This is a genomic window from Tardiphaga robiniae (assembly GCF_001618955.1).
GTDB lineage: Bacteria > Pseudomonadota > Alphaproteobacteria > Rhizobiales > Xanthobacteraceae > Tardiphaga > Tardiphaga robiniae_A.
The window spans coordinates 753698-773691 of sequence record NZ_LVYV01000001.1; the positions used below are offsets into that span (position 1 = coordinate 753698).

General features: G+C 57.5%; 23 protein-coding genes, 1 pseudogene and 1 riboswitch. Of the genes and pseudogenes, 9 read left to right on the forward strand and 15 right to left on the reverse strand.

Translation table 11 applies throughout. The annotated features are described in order from the left end of the window. The first annotated feature begins 78 nt into the window (after nt 1–78). A complete protein-coding gene (locus A4A58_RS03535) occupies nt 79–348 on the forward strand; it encodes a hypothetical protein (RefSeq protein ID WP_139069773.1) in 270 nt (89 codons plus the stop codon). Between the two features lie 27 nt (nt 349–375). Here the strand turns inward: A4A58_RS03535 and A4A58_RS30150 are convergent, their stop codons facing one another. Then, nucleotides 376–600 carry a hypothetical protein gene (locus tag A4A58_RS30150; protein WP_139069774.1) on the reverse strand — a complete coding sequence of 75 codons (225 nt, stop codon included), beginning with the start codon at nt 598–600 and terminating at the stop codon, nt 376–378. A gap of 289 nt (nt 601–889) precedes the next feature. Here A4A58_RS30150 and A4A58_RS03545 point away from each other — a divergent pair, with 289 nt between their 5' ends. Continuing rightward, a complete protein-coding gene (locus tag A4A58_RS03545; protein ID WP_068729814.1) occupies nt 890–1324 on the forward strand; it encodes a hypothetical protein in 435 nt (144 codons plus the stop codon). A 461-nt stretch (nt 1325–1785) separates the two neighbouring features. Here the strand turns inward: A4A58_RS03545 and A4A58_RS30720 are convergent, their stop codons facing one another. Together A4A58_RS30720 and A4A58_RS30155 are read right to left on the reverse strand one after the other, a co-directional pair. After that, complete coding sequence (locus tag A4A58_RS30720) at nt 1786–1929, reverse strand: hypothetical protein (RefSeq protein WP_158005642.1); 144 nt, start codon at nt 1927–1929, stop codon at nt 1786–1788. Nucleotides 1930–1963: 34 nt separating this feature from the next. Next, on the reverse strand, nt 1964–2443 hold the full coding sequence (locus A4A58_RS30155; protein ID WP_139069775.1) for a hypothetical protein: 480 nt from the start codon (nt 2441–2443) through the stop codon (nt 1964–1966). Nucleotides 2444–2755: 312 nt separating this feature from the next. Between A4A58_RS30155 and A4A58_RS03555 the strand changes: the two genes are divergently transcribed. The 6 genes and pseudogenes from A4A58_RS03555 (at nt 2756) to A4A58_RS03580 (ending at nt 7072) form a co-directional block, all read left to right on the forward strand. Next, nucleotides 2756–3013, forward strand: a complete 258-nt coding sequence (locus tag A4A58_RS03555; protein ID WP_068729818.1) for a hypothetical protein — start codon at nt 2756–2758, stop codon at nt 3011–3013. A gap of 58 nt (nt 3014–3071) precedes the next feature. Next, nucleotides 3072–3511: pseudogene (locus tag A4A58_RS30160) on the forward strand (IS5 family transposase); the annotation flags it as partial. Between the two features lie 271 nt (nt 3512–3782). Then, a complete protein-coding gene (locus A4A58_RS03565) occupies nt 3783–4100 on the forward strand; it encodes a hypothetical protein (RefSeq protein WP_068729820.1) in 318 nt (105 codons plus the stop codon). Then, complete coding sequence (locus A4A58_RS03570; protein ID WP_068729822.1) at nt 4097–4495, forward strand: hypothetical protein; 399 nt, start codon at nt 4097–4099, stop codon at nt 4493–4495. The genes A4A58_RS03565 and A4A58_RS03570 overlap by 4 nt, the downstream gene beginning before the upstream one ends. Continuing rightward, nucleotides 4488–4943, forward strand: coding sequence for a hypothetical protein (locus tag A4A58_RS03575; protein ID WP_139069776.1), 456 nt, complete (start codon nt 4488–4490; stop codon nt 4941–4943). The genes A4A58_RS03570 and A4A58_RS03575 overlap by 8 nt, the downstream gene beginning before the upstream one ends. Beyond that, entirely contained in the window at nt 4943–7072 is a 2130-nt protein-coding gene (locus A4A58_RS03580; protein WP_068729826.1) for a relaxase/mobilization nuclease domain-containing protein, read from the forward strand. Before A4A58_RS03575 ends, A4A58_RS03580 begins: the two co-directional genes overlap by 1 nt. A gap of 53 nt (nt 7073–7125) precedes the next feature. Here A4A58_RS03580 and A4A58_RS30725 read toward each other — a convergent pair whose 3' ends face one another. Beyond that, the gene (locus A4A58_RS30725) at nt 7126–7263 is read right to left on the reverse strand and encodes a hypothetical protein (protein ID WP_158005643.1); all 138 of its coding nucleotides are present in this window, start codon (nt 7261–7263) and stop codon (nt 7126–7128) included. Nucleotides 7264–7587: 324 nt separating this feature from the next. After that, a complete protein-coding gene (locus A4A58_RS29525; protein ID WP_081421684.1) occupies nt 7588–8358 on the reverse strand; it encodes a carbon-nitrogen hydrolase family protein in 771 nt (256 codons plus the stop codon). A gap of 534 nt (nt 8359–8892) precedes the next feature. After that, a riboswitch (ZMP/ZTP riboswitch) is annotated at nt 8893–8976 on the forward strand. Nucleotides 8977–9013: 37 nt separating this feature from the next. Between A4A58_RS29525 and A4A58_RS03590 the strand changes: the two genes are divergently transcribed. Then, nucleotides 9014–10201 carry a phosphoribosylaminoimidazolecarboxamide formyltransferase gene (locus tag A4A58_RS03590; RefSeq protein WP_068729829.1) on the forward strand — a complete coding sequence of 396 codons (1188 nt, stop codon included), beginning with the start codon at nt 9014–9016 and terminating at the stop codon, nt 10199–10201. Between the two features lie 241 nt (nt 10202–10442). On the opposite strand, the gene fabA is transcribed toward A4A58_RS03590, so the two are convergent. The 10 genes from fabA to A4A58_RS03635 form a co-directional block, all read right to left on the reverse strand. Continuing rightward, a complete protein-coding gene (fabA, locus tag A4A58_RS03595; RefSeq protein ID WP_068729832.1) occupies nt 10443–10973 on the reverse strand; it encodes a bifunctional 3-hydroxydecanoyl-ACP dehydratase/trans-2-decenoyl-ACP isomerase in 531 nt (176 codons plus the stop codon). 42 nt (nt 10974–11015) lie between these two features. Beyond that, entirely contained in the window at nt 11016–11672 is a 657-nt protein-coding gene (locus tag A4A58_RS03600; protein ID WP_139069777.1) for a TetR/AcrR family transcriptional regulator, read from the reverse strand. Nucleotides 11673–12248: 576 nt separating this feature from the next. Beyond that, entirely contained in the window at nt 12249–13031 is a 783-nt protein-coding gene (locus tag A4A58_RS03605) for an alpha/beta hydrolase family protein (RefSeq protein WP_244499650.1), read from the reverse strand. Between the two features lie 470 nt (nt 13032–13501). Beyond that, nucleotides 13502–14020 carry a hypothetical protein gene (locus A4A58_RS03610; protein ID WP_139069778.1) on the reverse strand — a complete coding sequence of 173 codons (519 nt, stop codon included), beginning with the start codon at nt 14018–14020 and terminating at the stop codon, nt 13502–13504. A gap of 414 nt (nt 14021–14434) precedes the next feature. After that, on the reverse strand, nt 14435–14629 hold the full coding sequence (locus tag A4A58_RS30165) for a hypothetical protein (RefSeq protein WP_139069779.1): 195 nt from the start codon (nt 14627–14629) through the stop codon (nt 14435–14437). Nucleotides 14630–14703: 74 nt separating this feature from the next. Beyond that, complete coding sequence (locus A4A58_RS03615) at nt 14704–14964, reverse strand: hypothetical protein (RefSeq protein WP_068729838.1); 261 nt, start codon at nt 14962–14964, stop codon at nt 14704–14706. A gap of 102 nt (nt 14965–15066) precedes the next feature. Further along, nucleotides 15067–16125, reverse strand: a complete 1059-nt coding sequence (locus A4A58_RS03620; protein ID WP_158005645.1) for a hypothetical protein — start codon at nt 16123–16125, stop codon at nt 15067–15069. Continuing rightward, a complete protein-coding gene (locus tag A4A58_RS03625; protein ID WP_068729841.1) occupies nt 16122–17390 on the reverse strand; it encodes a tyrosine-type recombinase/integrase in 1269 nt (422 codons plus the stop codon). Before A4A58_RS03625 ends, A4A58_RS03620 begins: the two co-directional genes overlap by 4 nt. 290 nt (nt 17391–17680) lie before the next feature. Continuing rightward, nucleotides 17681–18745 carry a hypothetical protein gene (locus A4A58_RS03630; RefSeq protein WP_068729843.1) on the reverse strand — a complete coding sequence of 355 codons (1065 nt, stop codon included), beginning with the start codon at nt 18743–18745 and terminating at the stop codon, nt 17681–17683. Between the two features lie 786 nt (nt 18746–19531). After that, nucleotides 19532–19879, reverse strand: coding sequence for a hypothetical protein (locus A4A58_RS03635; protein ID WP_068729845.1), 348 nt, complete (start codon nt 19877–19879; stop codon nt 19532–19534). Nucleotides 19880–19994: the final 115 nt, after the last annotated feature.

The following is a 19994-nucleotide window of genomic DNA, read 5'->3' on the forward strand; positions in this document are numbered from 1 at the left end:
TATTTCGTGGCGGCTTGTGCCAGCGCGAAAGACATGCAATCAGGTCGCCCCCTCGCAACTAACAAAAGGTGTTGAGCGATGACTGTAGTAAATTTTCCCGGTTCAAACTGGCGTAAGTCGACTTCGAAAATTGCGGCTACCGGCCGCACGATAGTGTCGTGGGAGACAGTTAACGCCGGACGGCGCGCCTGCATCTTTGATGACGATGGCTATTGGTGGCGAGCATATCGCCCGATCTTGCATCGCAAGCCGACGTCGCGGCAGCGGTACCGCCCGCTGACCGATTGGATGCAGGCGGAATCGATTTCCGCCGCGATGGCATCGGCAGAATCTCACATCGCGGTGTGAAAATCCAACTGAGAAGAAGCGATGAATTTAGAGATGAAAGCAAAGATTGAGCAGGATGGCGCCGCCGTCGTGTTGACGTTTGACAACGGATATCTCGTTACCCGTAGGTTCATCGTCGGCAAAGGTGGGGCCGTCTTGGAAGATCAAGGCAGCGACGGATGGCAGCATGTCTGCCAAGGCCTCCATCGCTTGGGGAATACACTCACCTGTTCTGGAGAAGATTTGATCGACGTTATCCGTCGTGAGTTTCACGACTCGCCTTACGGCGCCGCATGAGCGACAGGGGATTGAACATGCGGCGGTTGAGTGAGAGCATGCCAGCAGCTTAGGTGCAGCATGTAGCGGCGACTCTTGCAGTCGCCGCTAGCCTATGTCTCGAGATTTTTTTATCGAGCGTTTTTCGAGGCAAGACCTGGCATTTTCGATTGTTACGCCCTTAGCGCTTGCGCTGGGGCACTTGGCACGCTCGAAAGATCGTTACAGCCTATGTGAGTGACCGCGCTAATGCGGTCATGAGTAACGAGTTGGAAGGAGTTTTTAGATGGCTAAACGTACCGGCGGAATCGCGGTGACCGACACCGACGCATTGAATGAACACATCAGCGGCATTCGCGGGGCCGCGACTTCGTGGACTTACAGCGCAGCAGACGTGCAACGCCTCGCCGTGGAGGCGGAGGCTCGCTTGTCGAAGCTTTTTCTCGCGCCGACACATCGCAGTGGCGCAGTTGCGACCGCCCGCTCAGCAGGGCCTTCCGCGGCAGCATATCGCTATTCGGTCAGCGGTGCCGATGTCACACTGCGCCGCGCGAAAGATGGATGGCGTCTCGTCGATTACCAGCGTTGCAATGTGTTCCCACGCTCCGTCGAGAAGATCGACATTCACATCTCGCCAGATCAGGCGGAGAAATCCGTTGAAACGATGCGTCGGCAAATCCGTGTCACGGTATTTGCGCAGACTGAAAAGGCGGCGGCATGACCGCGGTCTGCCGGAGGTATCTTCGGATGGAGCGAGGCGGCTTCGTCTCCCTCCCCCATTCGAGGTGGTGATCTATTTGTCGACCCCATGGTTCCACTTGTTGGCGATCAATTCCCGAACGGTTCGTGCTGCGGTCATCTTAGCTTCTTCGCCAGCCGTCTGGGATTCTTCAATGCATACTTGTAATCCAATCGAGAAATGAACGGCCACGCATTGAAGTCACCAGATGCCAGAAACTCGGTGGCACGTTCATAGGAGATCGCGTTAGGTCCGTTCAGCCACCTCATCACAATTGGTCGAGCACGGCGCAAGGGTGAGAGGCCAGGAAGAGACATCCTTGGCCAGCGATACTCCAAATCACTGTCCAAAAATAGTATCCAGCGCAGCACTTCTCGGCGCTCGCTGGGCTGGATGCTGTGACGTCCGATCAACCGATGCTCTCTCATGTCGCTATAGAGCAATCAGGCCATATCGGTGAACGCCTTGATTGCGGCGTCGTCATTCGTCTGCGAGAGACTTTCCTCAAATTGGTCGTTGCTGATCATTCCAGAAATCAAGCGCCTGAGGTTTCTGGAAAGTTGATCGCGTGATGCCCGGTCGATCATCTTGCTACTCCCAGCGGAATTTCAACAAGCCAGACTATAACAACGGCGACGGACCAACATCTAACTTCAAAATTCCTTGCTTAACGCTCAAGGTCCTCAGGGCGCTGTCCCGTCGGTCAAACACTGCCCATTGAGGATCGCCTTCGGCTGTCATGAATGACGACACGTAGAGACCCTCTGTTAGAGCTATAACGATTTCGGGCAGCCTGCCTACCACAGATAAATCAACGACCACCTTGTTGCGGAGCAGATCGAACGCCGGTGCCCACAAGTGCTCTTCGCTCCAGCTTCCGCACAAGATGGACGCGGTGTTTTCAATGCGCCAACTCCACTGGATCATCAGTCCAAGTTCGCCTGTCGGGTTACCGGCTTCTCCGGAATGACGTGTCCTAGGTGTGAGACGCCCAAATTGAAGAAAAATGGCTGAGCCGCCTCCTCGCCAGACGTGGGACAAAGGCAGGCCTATCATCGCATCGCGAAATGTCTGTAAGACAGTAACGCCTTCATTACTCAAGCGCGGCTCTCCCGATTTTCGTTCCGCTGTCTTTAACGGTACACCGTGCACGGCGAGCCGTGAAAAGGCCCGCGCGTGGTTGCATAAGCTAAGTATCGCTACTTTCTACGCCACCAAATGCTAAACTTTGAATGAAACGGCACGACGTCCGATTCGAGTCATTCGCTCCTCCATTGCATCGTGGACGGCCGACGGCGGCGCGGTGACGAAAGTTCGGCTGGGCTGAGAACCCATAAACAGGGATGGCGGCCAGGCGTGCTGGTCGGCGCCGTTATCGTACCATTGGCGATGGGCCTAGGATAGATAGGTGCCATGACGGTCGTTTATGATCTTTGGTTCGAGCGCGAGTATCCGGATCGTGAGGATACAGAACTGCACATTGGCATCTACCCGACCAATGCCGATGCGGCGGAAGCAATAGCTCGTTTGCGCGATCAACCGGGATTTCGAGACTTTCCCGACGGGTTCAATATCTATCCTGTCACACTCGGAGTGACCGGGTGGCAGGGAGGATTTGTAACCGAGTTTGTTCCGGCAAAAAAGCTCGATGCGACCGATCGTCCAGCATAATCGCCCATCTGACGACTGGTGGCTTTCATATCGCGACGGGGTCTGATTCAGCATCGGCATGAGCCGATATGATCTGACCGACTTCGAGTGGCGCGCTTCCGGAAGCCGCCCCAACAAGCCCCGAGGCGTACCGCGCGTCGATGATCGCCGCGTGCTAAAATGGCATCTTCTGGGTGCTGCGGTCAGGTGCGCCTTGCCGTGACCTGCCCGATCGCTATGGCCCGCGCACCAACTGCTACAACCGCTTCAATCGATGGCGGCAGGCAGGCGTGTGGGATCGGCTGATGGATGCCATCAGCGCCGCGCATGACGGGCAAATCCAGATGATCGACTGAGTTTCGTCCGAGCGCACCAGCAGGCTGCGACTGCAAAAAAGGGGGTCCAGATCATTGTCTCGGTCGCTCCCGAGGCGGGCTCACGACCAAGATCCACGTCGTCGTCGACGCGCAAGGGCTCCCGATCCGGCTCGGCCTCACCGCAGGCAGACGCACGACGGGCAGTTTGGACGCAAGCAATCTGAGAGAGCGAGAAATCTGAGAGAGCCAGCCATCGTATTTAATGCTGCGCATTAATCCGAACTGGTGAGGTGGGAGGCAAAGCCTCCCCCTCAACCCCCACCAAGCGATTTCACGCTGCCGTTCCGCCTCCGCGTTTAATCGCATGGCTTGTCGATCACATCGCGCCATTTCAAAGCATGGCTTGTCGACTTGTTTCATTCGCGCCGGCGATCACATCATTGCGGAGTCCCTCAGATTAGGAGGTCTCCGCAATGAACCTGAAACAGAGTCGCCGGGCCGACCCGGATATCCATTATCAACTGCCAGTCTCCGCTCATTACCGCGGCGAAAACCTTCCGGCCACGCTCATCGTTAAGCGGCGCGCGGATGGAAATTTTTGGGAGGGACGACTTTTCGTCAACCCGGCCTTGCACATGACCGTGAATCAGACTGCGTCGCCTATTAATGGCGGGTTTAGTCACCTCTCCGATGAAGATTTCTTGGATCGGGTTCGCCTCGTTTTTGATTTTTGCGGCGGAGCGGAATTCGACTTCGTCTCCGACGATTATCGCCCGAGGAACCTGCAGTGAAGGGCTTTCGCTTCTTCGCATTCCGAGCCGACCCGGCGACCGGCACAGCGATCGAGGCCGCCGCAGCCGCAGCGAAAACCTCGTTGTCGAGCTGGATTCGTAATGCGATTCGCGCCGCCCTTCCGGAAGGCGCATCCCTTCCGGCCTTGCCCCCATCTCCGCTCCGCCGCCGTGCGGCCGTCCCGGAAGCCGATGTCGCCGCCCTCGCCCGCTTGATGGCTGCCGTCAATCGGCTCAACGGCGCGATGATCCAGCTTTCGAAAGGACTTCGTGAAGCCGGACATGTTCCGGAACATCAGTCGATGGAATCCGCGATCAGAGATGTCCGCGACATCAAAGCCGAGGGCGTCCGCCTTTTCAAATGTCTGCAAGCGCCGGAGGTTAGTCGTGGCTGATTTCGATGCCGAGCGACACGACCGAGCGCGCGTCGCCTGCCTTTTCTTAGGCGAGCCTGAACCTCCGACTCCGGTGAACGACGGTGCATATCTCGCGCCGTTCATCGCTTTCGCAGCCGTGAACACCTGGATTCATTGCGGCCGCCCTGGATCGCGTGAATTGCCGCGCGATCTGGCCGACGAATTCTGCGTTTATGCTGATCTGGCTGGCTGGCAAAACGAGCCGTACCTTGCCGGACTGCTTAGTGGTCTTGAGCATCCGGGATGGCACCCGAAGTCTGCCACCTTCAAAATCGACGCGAATCCGTATCGCATCGAGGTGAATCGAAATTCTTTCGACAACGGTCGCATTTTCGCGAAGACCGACGCAGGGCAGCGTTACCGCGCATACGTTGCCGATTGCCGTAAAGATGCGGCGGCGTTTTCGTCGCACCTGAGGATTCCGTGATGATCGCCGGCGCCACACGCGGAGCCGGCGGCCCCTCTCTTGCTCGACATCTCATGTCGCGCAAAGGCGGCCAGAACGTTGAGGTTATGCCCGCGCGACACTTGATGGGCGAAACGCTGCGGGAGCAGCTCGACGATCTCGTAATGACGTCAGCACACGGCCGGACGTCGCGTCCCGTCCATCACGTTCATATCGATCCGCCGCCTGACTGCGCTGATCCAGAAGCGGCCATTGAGACTTTCCTTAAGCACTACGAAGCCGAATTCGGCTTCGAAAATTCGCAACGTTGCGGCGTCTATCACACCAAGCACGGTCGTCGGCACGCACACGTCGTCTGGTCTCTTGTACGCGACGACGGCTCCGTTGTGTCACTTGCTCACGATCACGCGCGGCGGGAGAAAGTGTCGAGGATCGTTGAGTTCGAGCATGGCTTGCCGTTTACGAAGGGCAGGCACAACCGGAGCGCGGCGGCTGCGCTGCGCAAGGAAGGCCGCGCCGACGTCGCCACCGCTATGGAAGCCGCCGGACTCCTCGATGGGCGCCCCGGCATAGCGCATTCGACGCCTCGTCAGCGGGCTCAGGCCGAACGCACGACGGTGCCGATTGATGAAATCAGATCGGATGCTTTGGCGGCGTGGAAAGCCTCTGACGACGCGAAGAGTTTCGCGATCGCGCTCCACGCTTTCGGCTCGATCGTTGCCACCGGTAACAAGGGCTTCGTGTTGGTCGATCGTTCCGGATCGACGCATTCTTTGAATCGCGTTCTCGCCGCTGCCGGCCGGCAGGCCGGCGAAGACCGCATCACAGCAGCCGCCGTCCGGAAGCGTCTCGCAGGAATCAATTTTCCAACCGTGGAGGAAGCCAAAAATGCCCGATCAAAGCGACGAAATTCTGAGCGAAGCGAAAGGCGCGCACCAGACGGCGCAGGAGCTTCTTCCCCTCCTGGATCTGTTGAACGATCCGGAAGGCGTGAGCCCGCTCGACGAAATCAAGCATCTCTTGCAAGCGATTCTGGAGATCCTCGGTCATCACCAGACAGCACTTCAGCGCATCGAAAGTTCGTTCGCGAGCGTGCCGCCGCCATCGCACTGAGCACCATCGATCTACAAGCAATAAATACAACGCGGAGGGACGTCATGAAGTCTATCAAAGCCCAAGACTACAAAGCGAAAATCCTCGCCGAGATCGCGCCGAAGGGATTCAACTCTCATGCTTTTGCGCTTGATTTGCGCATGATCAAGCAGCCTTCGCCAGGCAACTCGACGTCACGCATCATGACGACCGACGGTGGCTGGATCGAATACGATTCAGTCAGAAAATCTGTCCGCACGTGGGGGCCAGCCGGCCGCGCCCAAGTCCTTGCCGCCGCCCTCGCCCACGCCGTCGGCGTCGAGGTCGAACACCTGGCGAAAACGGCATCTGTCGGCGCCGACGCCGCCGCTCTCAAAGTCACCAAAGTCTCAGAAGATGCCGTGAAATCACTAGTCATTTGGTGGTCGATGCGGGGTTACTCCGCGACCGGCGGCCCGGACGGCTGTTGGATCACCGCGGGACACTCCCGGATTCGCGATACCGGCGACCTTCTCGAAATCCACGGCGGCCTGACGGACGAAGCCATCGCCGCAACGCTTGTGAAGGCTCGCGACGCATGGGGCGGCGGCGTGTACCTCTATGGACATTGGACCGAAGCGGAGCAGGATCGCATGTGGATCGCCGCGATGCGCGCAGGAATCGAAATTCAAAACTGCAATCCGTCTGAGTCAATTCAGAAAGCATGGCAGCGCGAACAGGAAGCTACCGCGAAGACGGCGAAAACGATTTCTGCCGTCCGAACAGAGGTCATCGAAGCTCAACGGCTACTTGAGGCGGCAAAGGGCGATGTCGAATCCGCAAAAAAACTGCCGGGCAATTTACAAGCTTTTGTCGCCGTTTTTCTCGATGACGACCAGAGGCGCGAACTCGCTGCGCAACCAATTGCGGAGATCGTTCCTCAGCTTGAGCGCTTCCGGAAGCTCGGCACCACCGAACTCCAATCTTACGAAGCGCCTGCTGGTCAGAAAGTGGCTTTTGCCGAGCGCGAGAAAGACAAGCCGAGCGTCGGCCCGAGCGGCGCACATGCTCCCCAATGACAGTCGCCCCTCACGTCCTCCGGCGCTACATCATCGGCAGCGCGGCCGGTCGATCACCGCATCTGGAATGGTCCTTCCTTTCGCAGGATATCGGCGCTTGGATTCTCGCCGATGAAGCCACGGCGCGGCGGCACGAGCACCATCGCCGCATCCGGATGGATGGGCGGCCATGGTGCCACGTGCTCGGTCATCGAACCGACGTCGCCGACGACGAGGCCTTGCAGGTTTATTTCCTGACGATCGCATCGGACGAATGGCCACGCCTCGCGATCGCCGTGATGCGCGCGCCGACGCGATGCTTGCGAGACTGGCGCGCTTCCGGAAGCCGCATCATCGCCGCCGTTGACGCGACCGCAGCGCCTTCCGGAACGACATCATCGGGACCATTATCTGACTGGCCGAAATCACGCGGCACAGGACCAAGGTCAATGCTGCCGCAATGAAGGGGGTCATTTTCCGTAGGCAATCACCCCAGCCACATCGACGACCGCTCTAAAACCATGGCTATCGCGATATCAAGCGAGTTCCTTCACATAACAGGGATAGCTTTTCTGCTTCTCTTTGACCAAGGCAATATCGAGCTCGACCACCGCGAGCGGTTTTTCCGGAGAGGTCATGTCGATTAAGTCTCCATTAGGACCGCACGCAAAACCTTTGCCTCCAAACGTCGGCCCATTTGATCCTGATCCCACGCGGTTGGAACTTACGACATAACAGCCTGAAACAATCGAGGCCATCTCGCCTGCAGTTTGAAAAACCTTCACGGCTCTTCCCGTGGCTCTCGGGACAACGATCAACTCCGCGCCTTGTTTACGATAATGGCGAGCATGTTCATTGAACATCACTTCCGTGCAGAGAAGTACCCCTACGGATACACCGCAAATTACGACCGGTTCGAATTCGTGCGACAGTGTCGCGTACCAATTCGTCTCATACCAGCCAAACTCTGCAGGAAAATATTGCTTTGTATGGAGGTGTTTTATTAGTCCCCCTTCAAGGCAGAAGGCTTCATTAGCAAGCCGCTTCCCTTCCCACACTGGCCGAGAAGAAATGATCGCCGGGATATTTAGCCTTTCGAGTGCCGCCGCGCCGGCGCGATGACACTGAATACTGTGTTCAGCCATTCGAGGATCGAAATCCGGAGTTGATGCAATCCAGGGGCCGAAAGGCAATTCATTCGTTACCAATATATCGACATTGGCCTTGGAGAGATTCTCCGCCAAACTAAGCCATTGGTCGCTGTCGGCAATCAAGTTTTCGGGCCACTCAACAAATCCTACGCGCATCGCCTGTCCTCCCCATGTCGTGCGTCGGTGTTATATGAGGATGTATGTCGTTTGCCAGTAAGAACGTCGCACCCTTTCTCTATATGGCCCCGTTTAGATATGAAGCCAAAGCGACACTGTGGTCGCACCTCTCGATCGCCGTCATGCGCCGCCCTTCCCGATGCCTCCTTGAGTGGCGCGCGGCCGGCGCGCGCATCATCGCAACCGTTTCCGGGACGACGCCCGCTTCCGGAACGGGACCGCTCTCCGACTGGCCCAAAGCACGCGGCACCGGCCCCCGCTCATTGCTGCCGCGTTAATTGAAGGGGCGTTTTCTTTCCCGGCAGGCAAACACCCGTGCCCCCCCTCGCCGAGGCCATAAAACCCACATGCAAACGCGTCGGATTTTGGCAGCCCCCTGCCCTAATTTCAAAATTCCGTGCTATGCGGGCTTAGGGCTGAGTTTGCGCGCGCCTCTGGATTGGGAGAGTTACGAGGCAGCCAGTCGGCCGAGACTGGCGATTGTTGCACCACCGGTCGAGCATGGTTATTGTCGCTTGTCTGCGTGACTGGCGAGAACAGGATGGGGCACCATCATGGAGCGCAGACACATTCTGGCCGTTCGCCTGGGCCGCCGATGTAATCGGCACATCCGTAAGTTCGGAGCCCATAGGTCATGGTCAAATCTAATTTCGATTCAATCCAACTCCGCTACGGTCTCAACCCAAATCAGGCGTTCGCTGAAATACGGGTCGAGCAACCGTCCCCGCTTGCTGTTCTCTCAGGATCACCGAGTTACATAAATTTCTTGGACGCTTTACGAGGCTGGAGACTGGTAAAGGAGTTGCGGGACCGATTTGGATTGCCTGCAGCGGCTTCCTACAAGCACGTCAATCCGGCAGGGGTTGGACTAGGAGACGGAAGCCTTGATGAAACATATAGGCAAGCTCATTTTCTCCCTGACTGGAATCTTTCGCCACTGGCCATCGCATACATCAGGGCGCGCCAAGCCGACCGCATCTCGTCGTATGGCGACTTCATTTCCCTGAGTGATCCCGTTGATGTCGCAACTGCTCTTGTCATAAAGGACGTGGCATCGGATGGCGTGATTGCGCCAGCTTATGACCCTGAAGCTCTGCGAATTCTACGTGGAAAACGTTCGGGTCGGTTTCTCGTACTGAGCATTGATCCAAGCTACGAGCCCGTCGGTGTTGAGGCTAAAGACGAGTTCGGTGTCACTCTTCTTCAGGATTACGACGCTTCCAACATTCCGGAAATCTCCGCGGCTCGGATCGTGACTGCAAGATCTTTCACGAGCGCTAAGGCAAGCCGTGGGCTTACATTGGCAATGATCGTGGCGAAACATACCCAATCCAACGCGATCTGTGTTGCCTTTGGCGATCACACCCTCGGAATTGGGGCGGGTCAGCAGTCTCGTATCGCCGCGACGAGGCTCGCCTGCGATAAGGCAGAGATTTATCTGTTGTACGACCATCCAAAAGTTCGGGATCTGCACTTTCAGCAAAACCTTAGCCGAATGGAGAAGATGAACATCGTTGATCTGTTTTTGCGTTTCGATTCGCTTTCGGACGAGGAGCGCGCTGCGGTGCAGGAAAGGCTACGATCTGCGCCTTCGCCGATCGGCCCCGAGGAGAAGGCGACTTGGATCAAACAGAAAGGTCCAGTTGTTCTTGCGTCTGACGCCGCGATTCCCTTTCGCGATAATTTGGATCGCGCGGCAAGAACCTCGATTACTCATATCGTACAGAGCGGCGGCTCGAAGCGCGATCCGGAGGTCACGATCGCCGCCGATCAATACGGCATGGTGATGTTTCATACTGGCGTGAGGCACTTCCTACATTAGACGCTGACAAGCCCGAGCGGGTTCCCGATGCCACCTTGAGTGGCGCGCGGCCAGCACGCGCATCATCGCAAGCGTTTCCGGAACGACGCCCGCTTCCGGAACGTCGGGACCGCTCTTAGACCGAAGGCGCGCGGCACGGGACCACGCTCTATGCTGCCGCGTTGAATGAAGGGGGGCATTTTCCGTAGGCAATCACCCCAGTTACATCGACGATCGCTCCAAACCACCGCGTGTTTATATCTCAGATCGCGGACGTTATCAGGCCTACCCTCATGCCTTCGGCAATGTAGACGCATCTGTCATCAGCAAGAACGCGGCCGTCCGCGATGCCTAGAACCAGTTTGCCCCGCCTAACCTGGCGCATATCAATCTCATAGCGAACGCATTTAGTATCTGGCGTGATATGCCCTTTGAACTTCACCTCACCGACGCCAAGAGCGCGGCCTTTCCCCGGCGAGCCCGACCAGCCGAGCCAAAAGCCGATGATCTGCCACATGGCGTCCACCCCCAGACACCCCGGCATCACTGGGTCGCCAGAAAAGTGGCAGTTAAAAAACCAGAGGCTCGGCTCAATATCCAACTCACCGGTGACATGGCCCTTTCCGAATTCGCCGCCGTCCACGCTGATCTTGGTGATGCGGTCCATCATCAGCATAGGCGGTGCTGGCAGCTGCGCATTGCCTGGGCCAAAATAGCCGCCTCTGCTTGATTTGAGCAGGTCCTCCTTTGTGTAAGACGATTGCGGAGCATGATAATCGTGAGGATTGGACAAGATAACATGACCTTTGATGATGTGCGGGGCTTTTACTGAACGTCAGGCGACCTTGTTGCGATTGCTTACTCTGGCGTTCGAGTTCCTGTTCAGGCGTAGTGCAGCAGCAATGAAGGCCCAGATGTCGCTCGTCAATTTCTCTGGATTGGGCCGCCTTTTGCGCATTAGGGCGCCGATCAGTGCTTGGCGAATTCCACCGATCATCAGTGCAATGGTGAGGTGAGGATCGACGTCATCAGGAACGATGCCGTCACGCTGGGCATCCTGAAGCATGAGTGCACCCGCAGCGAGCTGTCGGTTGGTAAAGGCTATCTCGACATCCAATACTTCAGACGCGCGGCTCAATGCCCCGATCACAAGGGGAGCAAAGGGGTGGTCATAGTGAAACGCGACATATGCGGCTATCCGCGCTCTCTCTCTGTGCACCCAGCTTTCCGAGGACAGCTTCGCGCCACTGAAAGCTGCCTCATCAAGGCGCCTATAGAATTCCTCAACAACTGCGGCGATCAAACCGGCCTTCGATCCGAAGTGGTGATAGGCTAACCCAACTGAAACCCGTGCGCGCTTTGCGACGGCCTGCATCTCCAAGTGTCCTTGGCTTTGAACCAGTTCCTCTTGAGCCGCGCAGATCAGTCTTTCTCGCGTCCCGACACCCTTAGCGGCCATCTTGCCCTCGATCTTTAATTGAACTGAATTCAATTCAAGATCGAAGGCATGTCAAGTCCACGGTGAGATCAGCGAGTGAACCGAACAATGTTTCCGATCGCGGCAGGCACCCGGATCGCCCGGTCCGCTGTCTAGATGACCCACAGCACGCGGTGAGCGATGCTGCCGCGTTAAATGGATGGGGGTCTTTTCCCGGCAGGCAAACATCCACGCCATCTCGACGAAGGCCAAAAAACCACCGCTTGAGGCCTTCGAATTGTGGCAGACCGTTGCCAGAGCTATTGAAATCGATGCTTTTGGCGCTTTCCTTCGCATCGCTCGCCCCTTTCCCTCGAACTGGCACACCGACGTGCCGGGCGGCCTTGCGGGCCTCGCAAAGGGGGCCGTGGCTCAGTCGCTCCGCTCCCTGCGCCCGCACCGAGTCCCCCTTGCGCCGCCGCACCGGCGCGGCAGCCCGGTCTTAGGGCGAGCGACGCGAAGGGAAAGAGATCACCGTTCGGGCGGAGTCCGCTGCTGACGCAGCGAGCCTTCCGGAAGGAAGAAGGGGCTCGCTCCGCTCAAGGAAAGGCGGTCCAATCAAATCCACCGAGGCTAACGATACTTGCTACCTCACTTTGCCAACACAGTGCCGCTGGCGAGGTGATGTCTAAAAAACCTTACCACGTCGACGTTGAACTGCCTGTGGAACGCTTCCCGGTCGAATCCCGATGGATCGGAGCAAAAAAGTGGCTTGCTTGCTGCAAACTCTGGCGAGCACGGCGGCAGAAAGGCAAAGTGACCGGCCGATACAACGTGAGCTTCAGGGTTTCCAGGAACGTCATTCAGCACTCGCGAGACGCCACTTGGATCAACACCTCGTTCCTTTGCACCGAGTTCGGAGCGCCAAGTCTGAATCGGGATCGAGATCGCCGCAAGGGTATCCTTTGTGAACGCGACGGTAGGCGCAGGATCGACCAACACAGCGGCCTTGATCCGATGATCCTGCGGTAGATTGCGAGGGACGTCACCACTATTGACCTGCTCGCAGAACCGACTCTTGTTGTTACAATTGGAGGCGCCCCTCTGGAAGTCGAGGGTTGCACCGACAAGAACCAATCCCGTATAGCCGCCTTTCGAAAAGCCGAAGAAGCCAATTTTCTCAGGATCGATCGCGGTATGATCCTTCCAATCGTTCAACATGAAGTCGAACGCGCGGACGACGTCCTGCGGGCGTGACACCCAATTCGATAGACCCTCACTTGGTGAAGAATCGTAACCGCTATCGCCGGGATGATTGATGGCTACGACGATAAACCCAGCATCAGCCAACGTCTCAGCTGTATCGTGATGTCCGGCAAACCATCCACCGGTGCCATGAGAGATAAGGACCAGCGGATGTTTCCTTTTTGACACCGGGCAATCTCGGACGCCTCGGAGTTGATCAGCGGCCGGCAGCGCCAGTTTGCCCAATTCGACAGGCGCAGGGGTGCCGTCGCACGGATACCAAATGCCTCCCGAAATCTGTGGACCGCGGTCCAGGAGCTGGATCCCAGCAGCCTGGCCCGAAATTGTCGAAAGGCAGAATAGAACTAGGCACGTGGCAACTTGGGATAACCGCAACACAACCTCCCCAAACAACTTCGGGCCATTCAGCTAGTCGCTGCTGAACGAAGTCAACGGCCAAATAGCATGCCGACGATCGTGATTGCTGTCACATATTATCCTGAGATCACAAGCTCAGACCCCAGGGCTTCCCATACCGGATGGCGACCACCGTCTTCGCGGCCGGCATCAATCCCGACTGGCTTTAGGAAAGTGTGTCCGTTCGCAACGACCCTCTAACGCGGGAATCCCTCATCCCGACACTGTACGGGCTCTTGTCGTCAGTATTCCCAGACCACTTCAGTCGCCAAGAAATTGTAAAGTACGGTGCGCACCGTCATCAGTCCGACTTGGACTGTGAGGTAGCGATAGACGTTTTCCTGAACGATCACCCATCCATTCTGGTTCAAATCCGAACCAGTCGCTAGGCGATTCATCATTCGGCATCCGACCTCCGGCCAAATTCCGGTCGAGTCCCATCCACTTTCGAACCGGTCGCGTTCGTCACCCTTTAGGTGTTCAAGCGCACCCACCCAGACCGACGCAGGGTCATTCATCATTGGCTCGCCCATTTCATAGAATGCGTGGCCGCGAGCGTTCTTCACGACCACCCGTTGAATTCGCTCTATGTCTGGCTTCCAGACGAGACGGCTCTCCCCCGCTATCGTCGTGTAACTGCTTGAACGTTGAATGAGAGCCTGCAAATGCTCGCTCTTCGCGAGGATGCGCCGTGCGCTGGGAATGATTTGCTTTTCCGGTGCAGTCGTCCCGCTGATCGCGGAGCTTAGGGATGCGACCATATAGGCCTCACTTTCGAAAACCCGTTGTTGCATTCGATGCAGGCGGGAATCATTGGCAGATTTTCGGGGCGAGGTTCCTGCAGGAAGCTCTGTGATGGCGCATGATCACGGTTAGTCGTTAGATCGACGAGCAGGCCTCGGCAATAAAGGCACCAACTTTTGTGACGTTTGTCGGCGAAGTCTTCGATCTTCTCCATAGCCACTCCGACAACGCGACTCATTTGTCTATCTTAGGCATTGCGCCTCGATCCGTCCTACCAGTGGCCTGCGCAGGCCCCTCAGGCGAGGCATCCAGCGGTCCAGGCTCGTCGGCATGAGAAATCTATCGGTCGGACAAACGCGGGCCTTTCTGTTCGCGAGAACGTAGAGACAATTGCACTGACGGCTATCCTAACATGCCGAGTTTGTCGTTCTTCACAGGCTTTCCTCCATCCACATGCCCGACAAACGGACGACGGCGGTGGCGTACGCGTCTGACATGCCGTAGCGCTGGGTCAATCGGCGGACTGCAAGCGGCACAGCGTTCAGCACGGGTGCGGGGCCACGGTCGAAGTGCGGCTGTCCAGAGATCGGATGACAGATGCGGGGGTGGGTAGTAGATTTGTTCACGTTAAAGACTCCTGAGAGCCCGGCCGCTTTCCTGCCACGGAAAACCAGCGCGCCGGGTTTTCTATTGGGGGAAATCAAGCGACCCGACGCGTGTGCTCAGAGGTCGAGCGAACAAGCGGCCCGATCTTGCTGCGAGCCCATGCGTCGAGGCCGTTCTGCGGGTAAAGGGGAATGCGGCCCGCAATCCGGAAGGGAGGGCCGTTCGAACTGACGCAGGCAAGCTTTGCGAGCGTGTTCGGCGAGCACGGGAAACCGTAGGTATCCGTGACGTATTTCGCGGCTTCTTTGCGCCGCATCAGCCGGGCGGCACCGCCGCTATCTTGATCAATGGCCATCTAGTCCTCGCAATTTGGGGCAATTCCCAAATGCGAGGAAGCCAGATCACGGCCGGATCTGTCCGCCGATAACGTGGATAAACTGATGAGAACCGGTTTCCATCAGTTTTCAGCAAACTCCTTCAGCCATTTCGTGGATCGACCACGAACAGTAGAGTCTTCGGGGTGCTGATCAAATCGCCGGGCAAACTCCACTTTGATGGCCTCGGCGAATTGCGATTTGCTCGGAAAGTAAGTATTACCTTTCCCAGGAAGCCCTTTCAATCGCACCATCTCGCGTGCGACCTCCTTCATCTCATCCCATTTGAATTCCTGCGGACGGCCGCCCCTATCTGGCTCTACCGTGACCGTCGCCGGACGGCTATTTGCTGGCCAGAGCTTCATCAGGTCAGCCCGCATGAACCTCACCTCATTGTAAGCGAACTGCCCCGCAGTCTTGCGATAGTAGAGCTCCCCTTTTTCGTTCACCTCGATATGCGTCCACTTGAACGCTTCGATCTCGACCGGACACCCTAAACCGCTCTCTGCTCCGATGGCTGTTAACCGACCTTCGACAAGTGCATTTTTGAGAAGCGCGTCTGCTGACTTAACCGTTACAACCAATCGTGCAGCGGTGGCGGTCTCCATCACGGTCAATATTCGACCGTTCATTGGCGCATCAGCCTGGAAGACGTGTCTATCAACTTGCCCTGACGGCGGAAATCTTCGCCTGAGAGGCGAAGTTGTATCATTGCGTGGAACAAAGCTCGCTTTTATCGAGTAGCGCCAGCAGTTTGCTCGATATTCGTCGCAGCACTTCCGAACGTCGCTCGGGTTTCGCCAAGCAATCCACGCGAGCACCATGAACCACGACCATGCTGGCATCGCCATCGGGTCAAATTCATCGGCGCTCGGCTCTTTGTCATAAGCGAGATAATGGTCGAGCAATTCTTGCTCTGCGTTTGGATCTGAATGATCAGGTTCATAATCCGGTTGAGCGCCCTCGTCCTCCGGCGCCGGCCAGGTGTAGGGCTCGCCGTCCGGCTCATGACCCTCGTAATCTGTCGGTGGTGTCTTGCCCATAATTGCCCTGCCGCATGGAGCATCCGCAGAGTGACGACGCGGCAGGCTGGTGCGGACCAGCTTTTTGGGAACTACCCTAGCCGCGCCGAACTTGATCAAGCCGTCCGGAGTTGGATCACTTCGCTGTCCTTCCGACCGGTCATTGAATTGTCGATGTGCCGCGCGATTCGATCGGCTGCGGCGACGAGCGCCGAGTCGATCTTATGGATGTATCCTTCTGTCACACTTGATCGAGCGTGGCCCACCAGCGCTTTGATTGTTGGTAAAGAGAATCCAAGGTCTTCGGCAGTTGAGCTGAAGGAATGACGGAGGCCATGGCAGGTGATGCCTGGCACATCCTTGGCTGACACCTTTTGAAGCCACCGCGTGAGGCCGGTGTGGTGCTTGCTTTCCGAAGTTATCGCCGGGAAGACAAACTTCGATTTGGATTTGACCGAAGCGGCCTTGAGCAGGGCGATGACAGCGGAGCCTACCGGCCGAATGCTCTTGCCGGTCTTTGTGTCGCCGAGGCGAAGCGCCATGCCGACCGCATCTACTTGGGTTTTGAGCAGCCCCTCAATCTCATCCAAGCGGCATCCGGTCAGGGCCGCAGCCTTGCTAGCCATGATCGGCTGCCAATGCTCGCCGTTTGCCTCAGCTATCGCAAGACAGTTGCCCAGCCGCCGATAGCCGTCGTCGTCAAGCCGCCACTCGCGGGTGCTGTCTTTCGGCCTGACGATGCCGTGAATCGGATTGTCCGGCCGGTATCCCTCGCCGACCGCATAGCTGAAGATGCCGCCCAATAGGCCCATGGTCCGAGACGCCGTGCCTTTGCCGCCGGTGACGATGGCCCGGCCGCGCAGCTTGGTCTTTACGTCAGCGGCCGACTTCCCGGCAATCACATCACGCTGGAAGCGTCCCGCGTCAGATGTGGTGAAATCTTTGACGGTGCGCTTGCCAATCAGAGGGACAATGTGACGGGCAACACGCCCCTTGTCCGTGTAGATCGTGGACTCGCTTTTGGCCTTGCCCGTCCGCGTGAGGATCAAGCCCTTCTCAGCCTCGTCCATGTATTCGGCGGCCAGCTCTTCGATCGTCATGGCGCCGCGGGCCAGTTTCCGGCTCTCGGCAGGATCTGAGCCCTTCACGACCTCAGCCAGCGCCAGCTTTGCCGCCTTCCGTGCCTCTTCCACCGTTAGGACGCCATAGCGCCCGACGGTGAGCCGCCGGCTCCGGCCATTGGCATTGCGATACTGGACGATGAAGGATTTAGCGCCGCTGGATTTTGCCCGGAGACCGAAGCCTGGCAGTTCGTCATCCCACAGAACCAACTCGCCCTCGGTAGGCTTGATCGCGTCCACGGTCCGCTTCGTCAACTTGGTCATCAAATCCTCGGGTAAGCACTGGGTAAGCAGAGCCTGGTAAACCGAGGAAATGGCGGGAAAGACCGCTGCCCTCTAAATCAGGCGTGAATCAGCCTAGATTGTGCATTCGGTAATTCCAAGCAATTTCGGGTAAGCACGGGAAAACACGACACCTTTGCCCTCCGAAGGCAAAGGTCACACGTTCGAATCGTGTCGGGTGCGCCATATCTTGCCGCGCCGCGCTAGACGGCATGGCGGCATGTGCGGCGGGGTCAAGCCCAACGGGATTGCGCCTCAGAGCTTTGCTTCCGTTAAGCCGTTCGACCATCAGCACGCAGCGTCTCGCCGATGACATAATCGACCATCGCGTCCTGCAAATGATATTTGCGAACATGCTCGCGCAGATCCAATGCCATCTGGCGCAGACGCGGCTTGTCGCTCAGTCCGCGCTCGATCGCGGACGACAGACTGCCCGGGGTTACATCGTACAACAGGACATGCTCGTGTTCTCGAACGGGCGCGTGACGCTCGACCGTCGGATAGTTGAGAACCGGCACGGTCAGGCATTGCGCTGCCTCTGCGGTTCGATAGCACTCCCAGCTATAGCCCGACGGTGACCATGCCAGCCATGCGCTCGAAAGCCGCCGCAGGAATTCGTCATGCGGTAGCCTCTCATGCGGAATATCGATCTTGAGGCCCTTGCTTCTCAACGCCTCGAGTTCTGAAAGACCGACACGGCGCACCCACGAATTTTCCGCGACTTCGCCAACGAAAAACACGTCAGATATCTTTTCCGGATGTTCGCCAGCGGTATCGATCCTTGCTGCAGGAAGCGAAATGGGGCGTATCTTCGCCAGACGTTCGTTCCAGCGCCGATTGCGCCGTATGCGTCGCGTCGGAAGTGCCGGATGGGCCGAGTGGCAGAGAATGTGCCACCGATCGACGGGGAGCTCGCGCTTGAAAGCCGCGGCAGCCTTGTCGAGCAGAAAGAAATTATGCGAGCCGACGACGAAGGCATCGTTCATATCCAGAACGGCGATCGGCACGGGAAGCTTCACGAATCTTAACCAGGAAACGCCGAACACTCTTGTCATCGCGGAGAGCGGGCGAAGCGGTTGCCGGAAGAAAGCGCGTAGCCAGTAGCGCGGATGCCACGCCGGGCGTAGTGGCATATAGACGATGATCAGGTCGTATTTCCCGCGTCGCGCCTCACGCATTGCCTTGATGAATCGCCAGGGCGTGCAGTCGGCGAAGCCTTTAGCCGCTCGCCCGCGAGGGATCGGACGTTCCCCCGTCCAAAGCACATCCGTCTCTTCGGGATAGACGTCCTTGCAGTAGTGCCAGGAGCCCAATTCGAGGATTTTCGGTCTCGTCATATTTGGGCTTTCAGCCGTCGCACTCACCGATGGGATTCCTTAACAGACGAGGCCAGCTCACAGGAGTTGCAATAGAACGGTAATCACCATCACGGATTGATGCGCGACACGGCATGAATGCAACAAAAAAACGCGTCTGACGAGGGCGAAGAAGGCTGCAATATGCCCAGCTCGCAAGCGCTTTTGGCGAGCTGACCTCAAGGCGCCTTTTGGCCTCTCCCAGAGCTACCTGCGATCGGACACCGGTTGTCCGCTTGCTGCACCGGCTGCAGTTTCTACAACACTCGGCGGGGACCGCTGCTCAACCTGTTGAAGATCGCCGGGCATTCCCATTTTCACTTTCCGCGCCCGGCGACCGTTGACGCTGCAGGATCAGTCGATGAACGACCCGCGCGCCACCATCCATATTCCATGTCGTCAACTGGGCGCACCACGCGCTATAGCCACATCCTCTACAGGACATGATGAAGCATGACATCCTGAGCGCGCGGCGGACTGGATCCATACCTGGTTGGTCATGAAACTGATCACATATCAGGATGGACAAGGCCGAGCGTCGGCACGTCAGGTGACCGTCCGAACGGTCGGAGCTGAAGGACCGGCGCCGCACAAGATAATCAACGTCGAGCGAACGCCAAAGGCAGAGCCCATGCCGCAATCCAATGCGGCGGGAGCACCATGCCGGTCCTCTTTCAACTCGATCCACTTCAACGACATTCGTGGCAGAACGCCGTCAACGAGACGCGTCATTTTGAATGGATCTAATTGATAATCCGCAACGACGCGTCAGTCGCCACTGCCTTGTGGCTCGGGCGGCTCCTCATCAGGCGCATCAACGAGCGCCTTCTCCCGGGCAAGACCCCGCTCTTCCTGCACCCTGATATTATGCATCAAGGCTGTCAGGCGACGGCCAGTGATGGGCTGACCATCCCCCTGGGTAACGCCCTGCGCAGCAAGGCCCGCAGCAATTTCGGTCCACGTTGCGCCGTCTTCACGGTGCATCCGCTCCAGTTCCCGAAGGTTCTTTCGAATAATTTCAGTCGCGCCTGACTTGATCTTGCCGATCGGCGAATCCTGCCGTTCGGCTTTCAACAATTTCACGTAATCGCGAAGGCTTTTGAGATCGATATCCATGGCCACGGCAATAGTGTCGGTTTCTTAAAACGCCACTTCATCAACCGATGAATAGCCCCTACCGATCTATTATCAAGACTTCCGGCATTTAACTCAATGCGCAGTTTACTGATTC

What these genes read in the sequence shown, in the direction of transcription:
- A4A58_RS03535 (WP_139069773.1), top strand. Translation starts at nt 79, where the DNA reads ATGACTGTAGTAAATTTTCCCGGTTCAAACTGGCGTAAGTCGACTTCG.
- A4A58_RS03545 (WP_068729814.1), top strand. Translation starts at nt 890, where the DNA reads ATGGCTAAACGTACCGGCGGAATCGCGGTGACCGACACCGACGCATTG.
- A4A58_RS30720 (WP_158005642.1), bottom strand. Translation starts at nt 1,929, where the DNA reads ATGATCGACCGGGCATCACGCGATCAACTTTCCAGAAACCTCAGGCGC.
- A4A58_RS03555 (WP_068729818.1), top strand. Translation starts at nt 2,756, where the DNA reads ATGACGGTCGTTTATGATCTTTGGTTCGAGCGCGAGTATCCGGATCGT.
- A4A58_RS03565 (WP_068729820.1), top strand. Translation starts at nt 3,783, where the DNA reads ATGAACCTGAAACAGAGTCGCCGGGCCGACCCGGATATCCATTATCAA.
- A4A58_RS03580 (WP_068729826.1), top strand. Translation starts at nt 4,943, where the DNA reads ATGATCGCCGGCGCCACACGCGGAGCCGGCGGCCCCTCTCTTGCTCGA.
- A4A58_RS30725 (WP_158005643.1), bottom strand. Translation starts at nt 7,263, where the DNA reads ATGACCGAGCACGTGGCACCATGGCCGCCCATCCATCCGGATGCGGCG.
- A4A58_RS29525 (WP_081421684.1), bottom strand. Translation starts at nt 8,358, where the DNA reads ATGCGCGTAGGATTTGTTGAGTGGCCCGAAAACTTGATTGCCGACAGC.
- A4A58_RS03590 (WP_068729829.1), top strand. Translation starts at nt 9,014, where the DNA reads ATGGTCAAATCTAATTTCGATTCAATCCAACTCCGCTACGGTCTCAAC.
- A4A58_RS03610 (WP_139069778.1), bottom strand. Translation starts at nt 14,020, where the DNA reads ATGGTCGCATCCCTAAGCTCCGCGATCAGCGGGACGACTGCACCGGAA.
- A4A58_RS03615 (WP_068729838.1), bottom strand. Translation starts at nt 14,964, where the DNA reads ATGGCCATTGATCAAGATAGCGGCGGTGCCGCCCGGCTGATGCGGCGC.
- A4A58_RS03625 (WP_068729841.1), bottom strand. Translation starts at nt 17,390, where the DNA reads ATGACCAAGTTGACGAAGCGGACCGTGGACGCGATCAAGCCTACCGAG.
- A4A58_RS03630 (WP_068729843.1), bottom strand. Translation starts at nt 18,745, where the DNA reads ATGACGAGACCGAAAATCCTCGAATTGGGCTCCTGGCACTACTGCAAG.
- A4A58_RS03635 (WP_068729845.1), bottom strand. Translation starts at nt 19,879, where the DNA reads ATGGATATCGATCTCAAAAGCCTTCGCGATTACGTGAAATTGTTGAAA.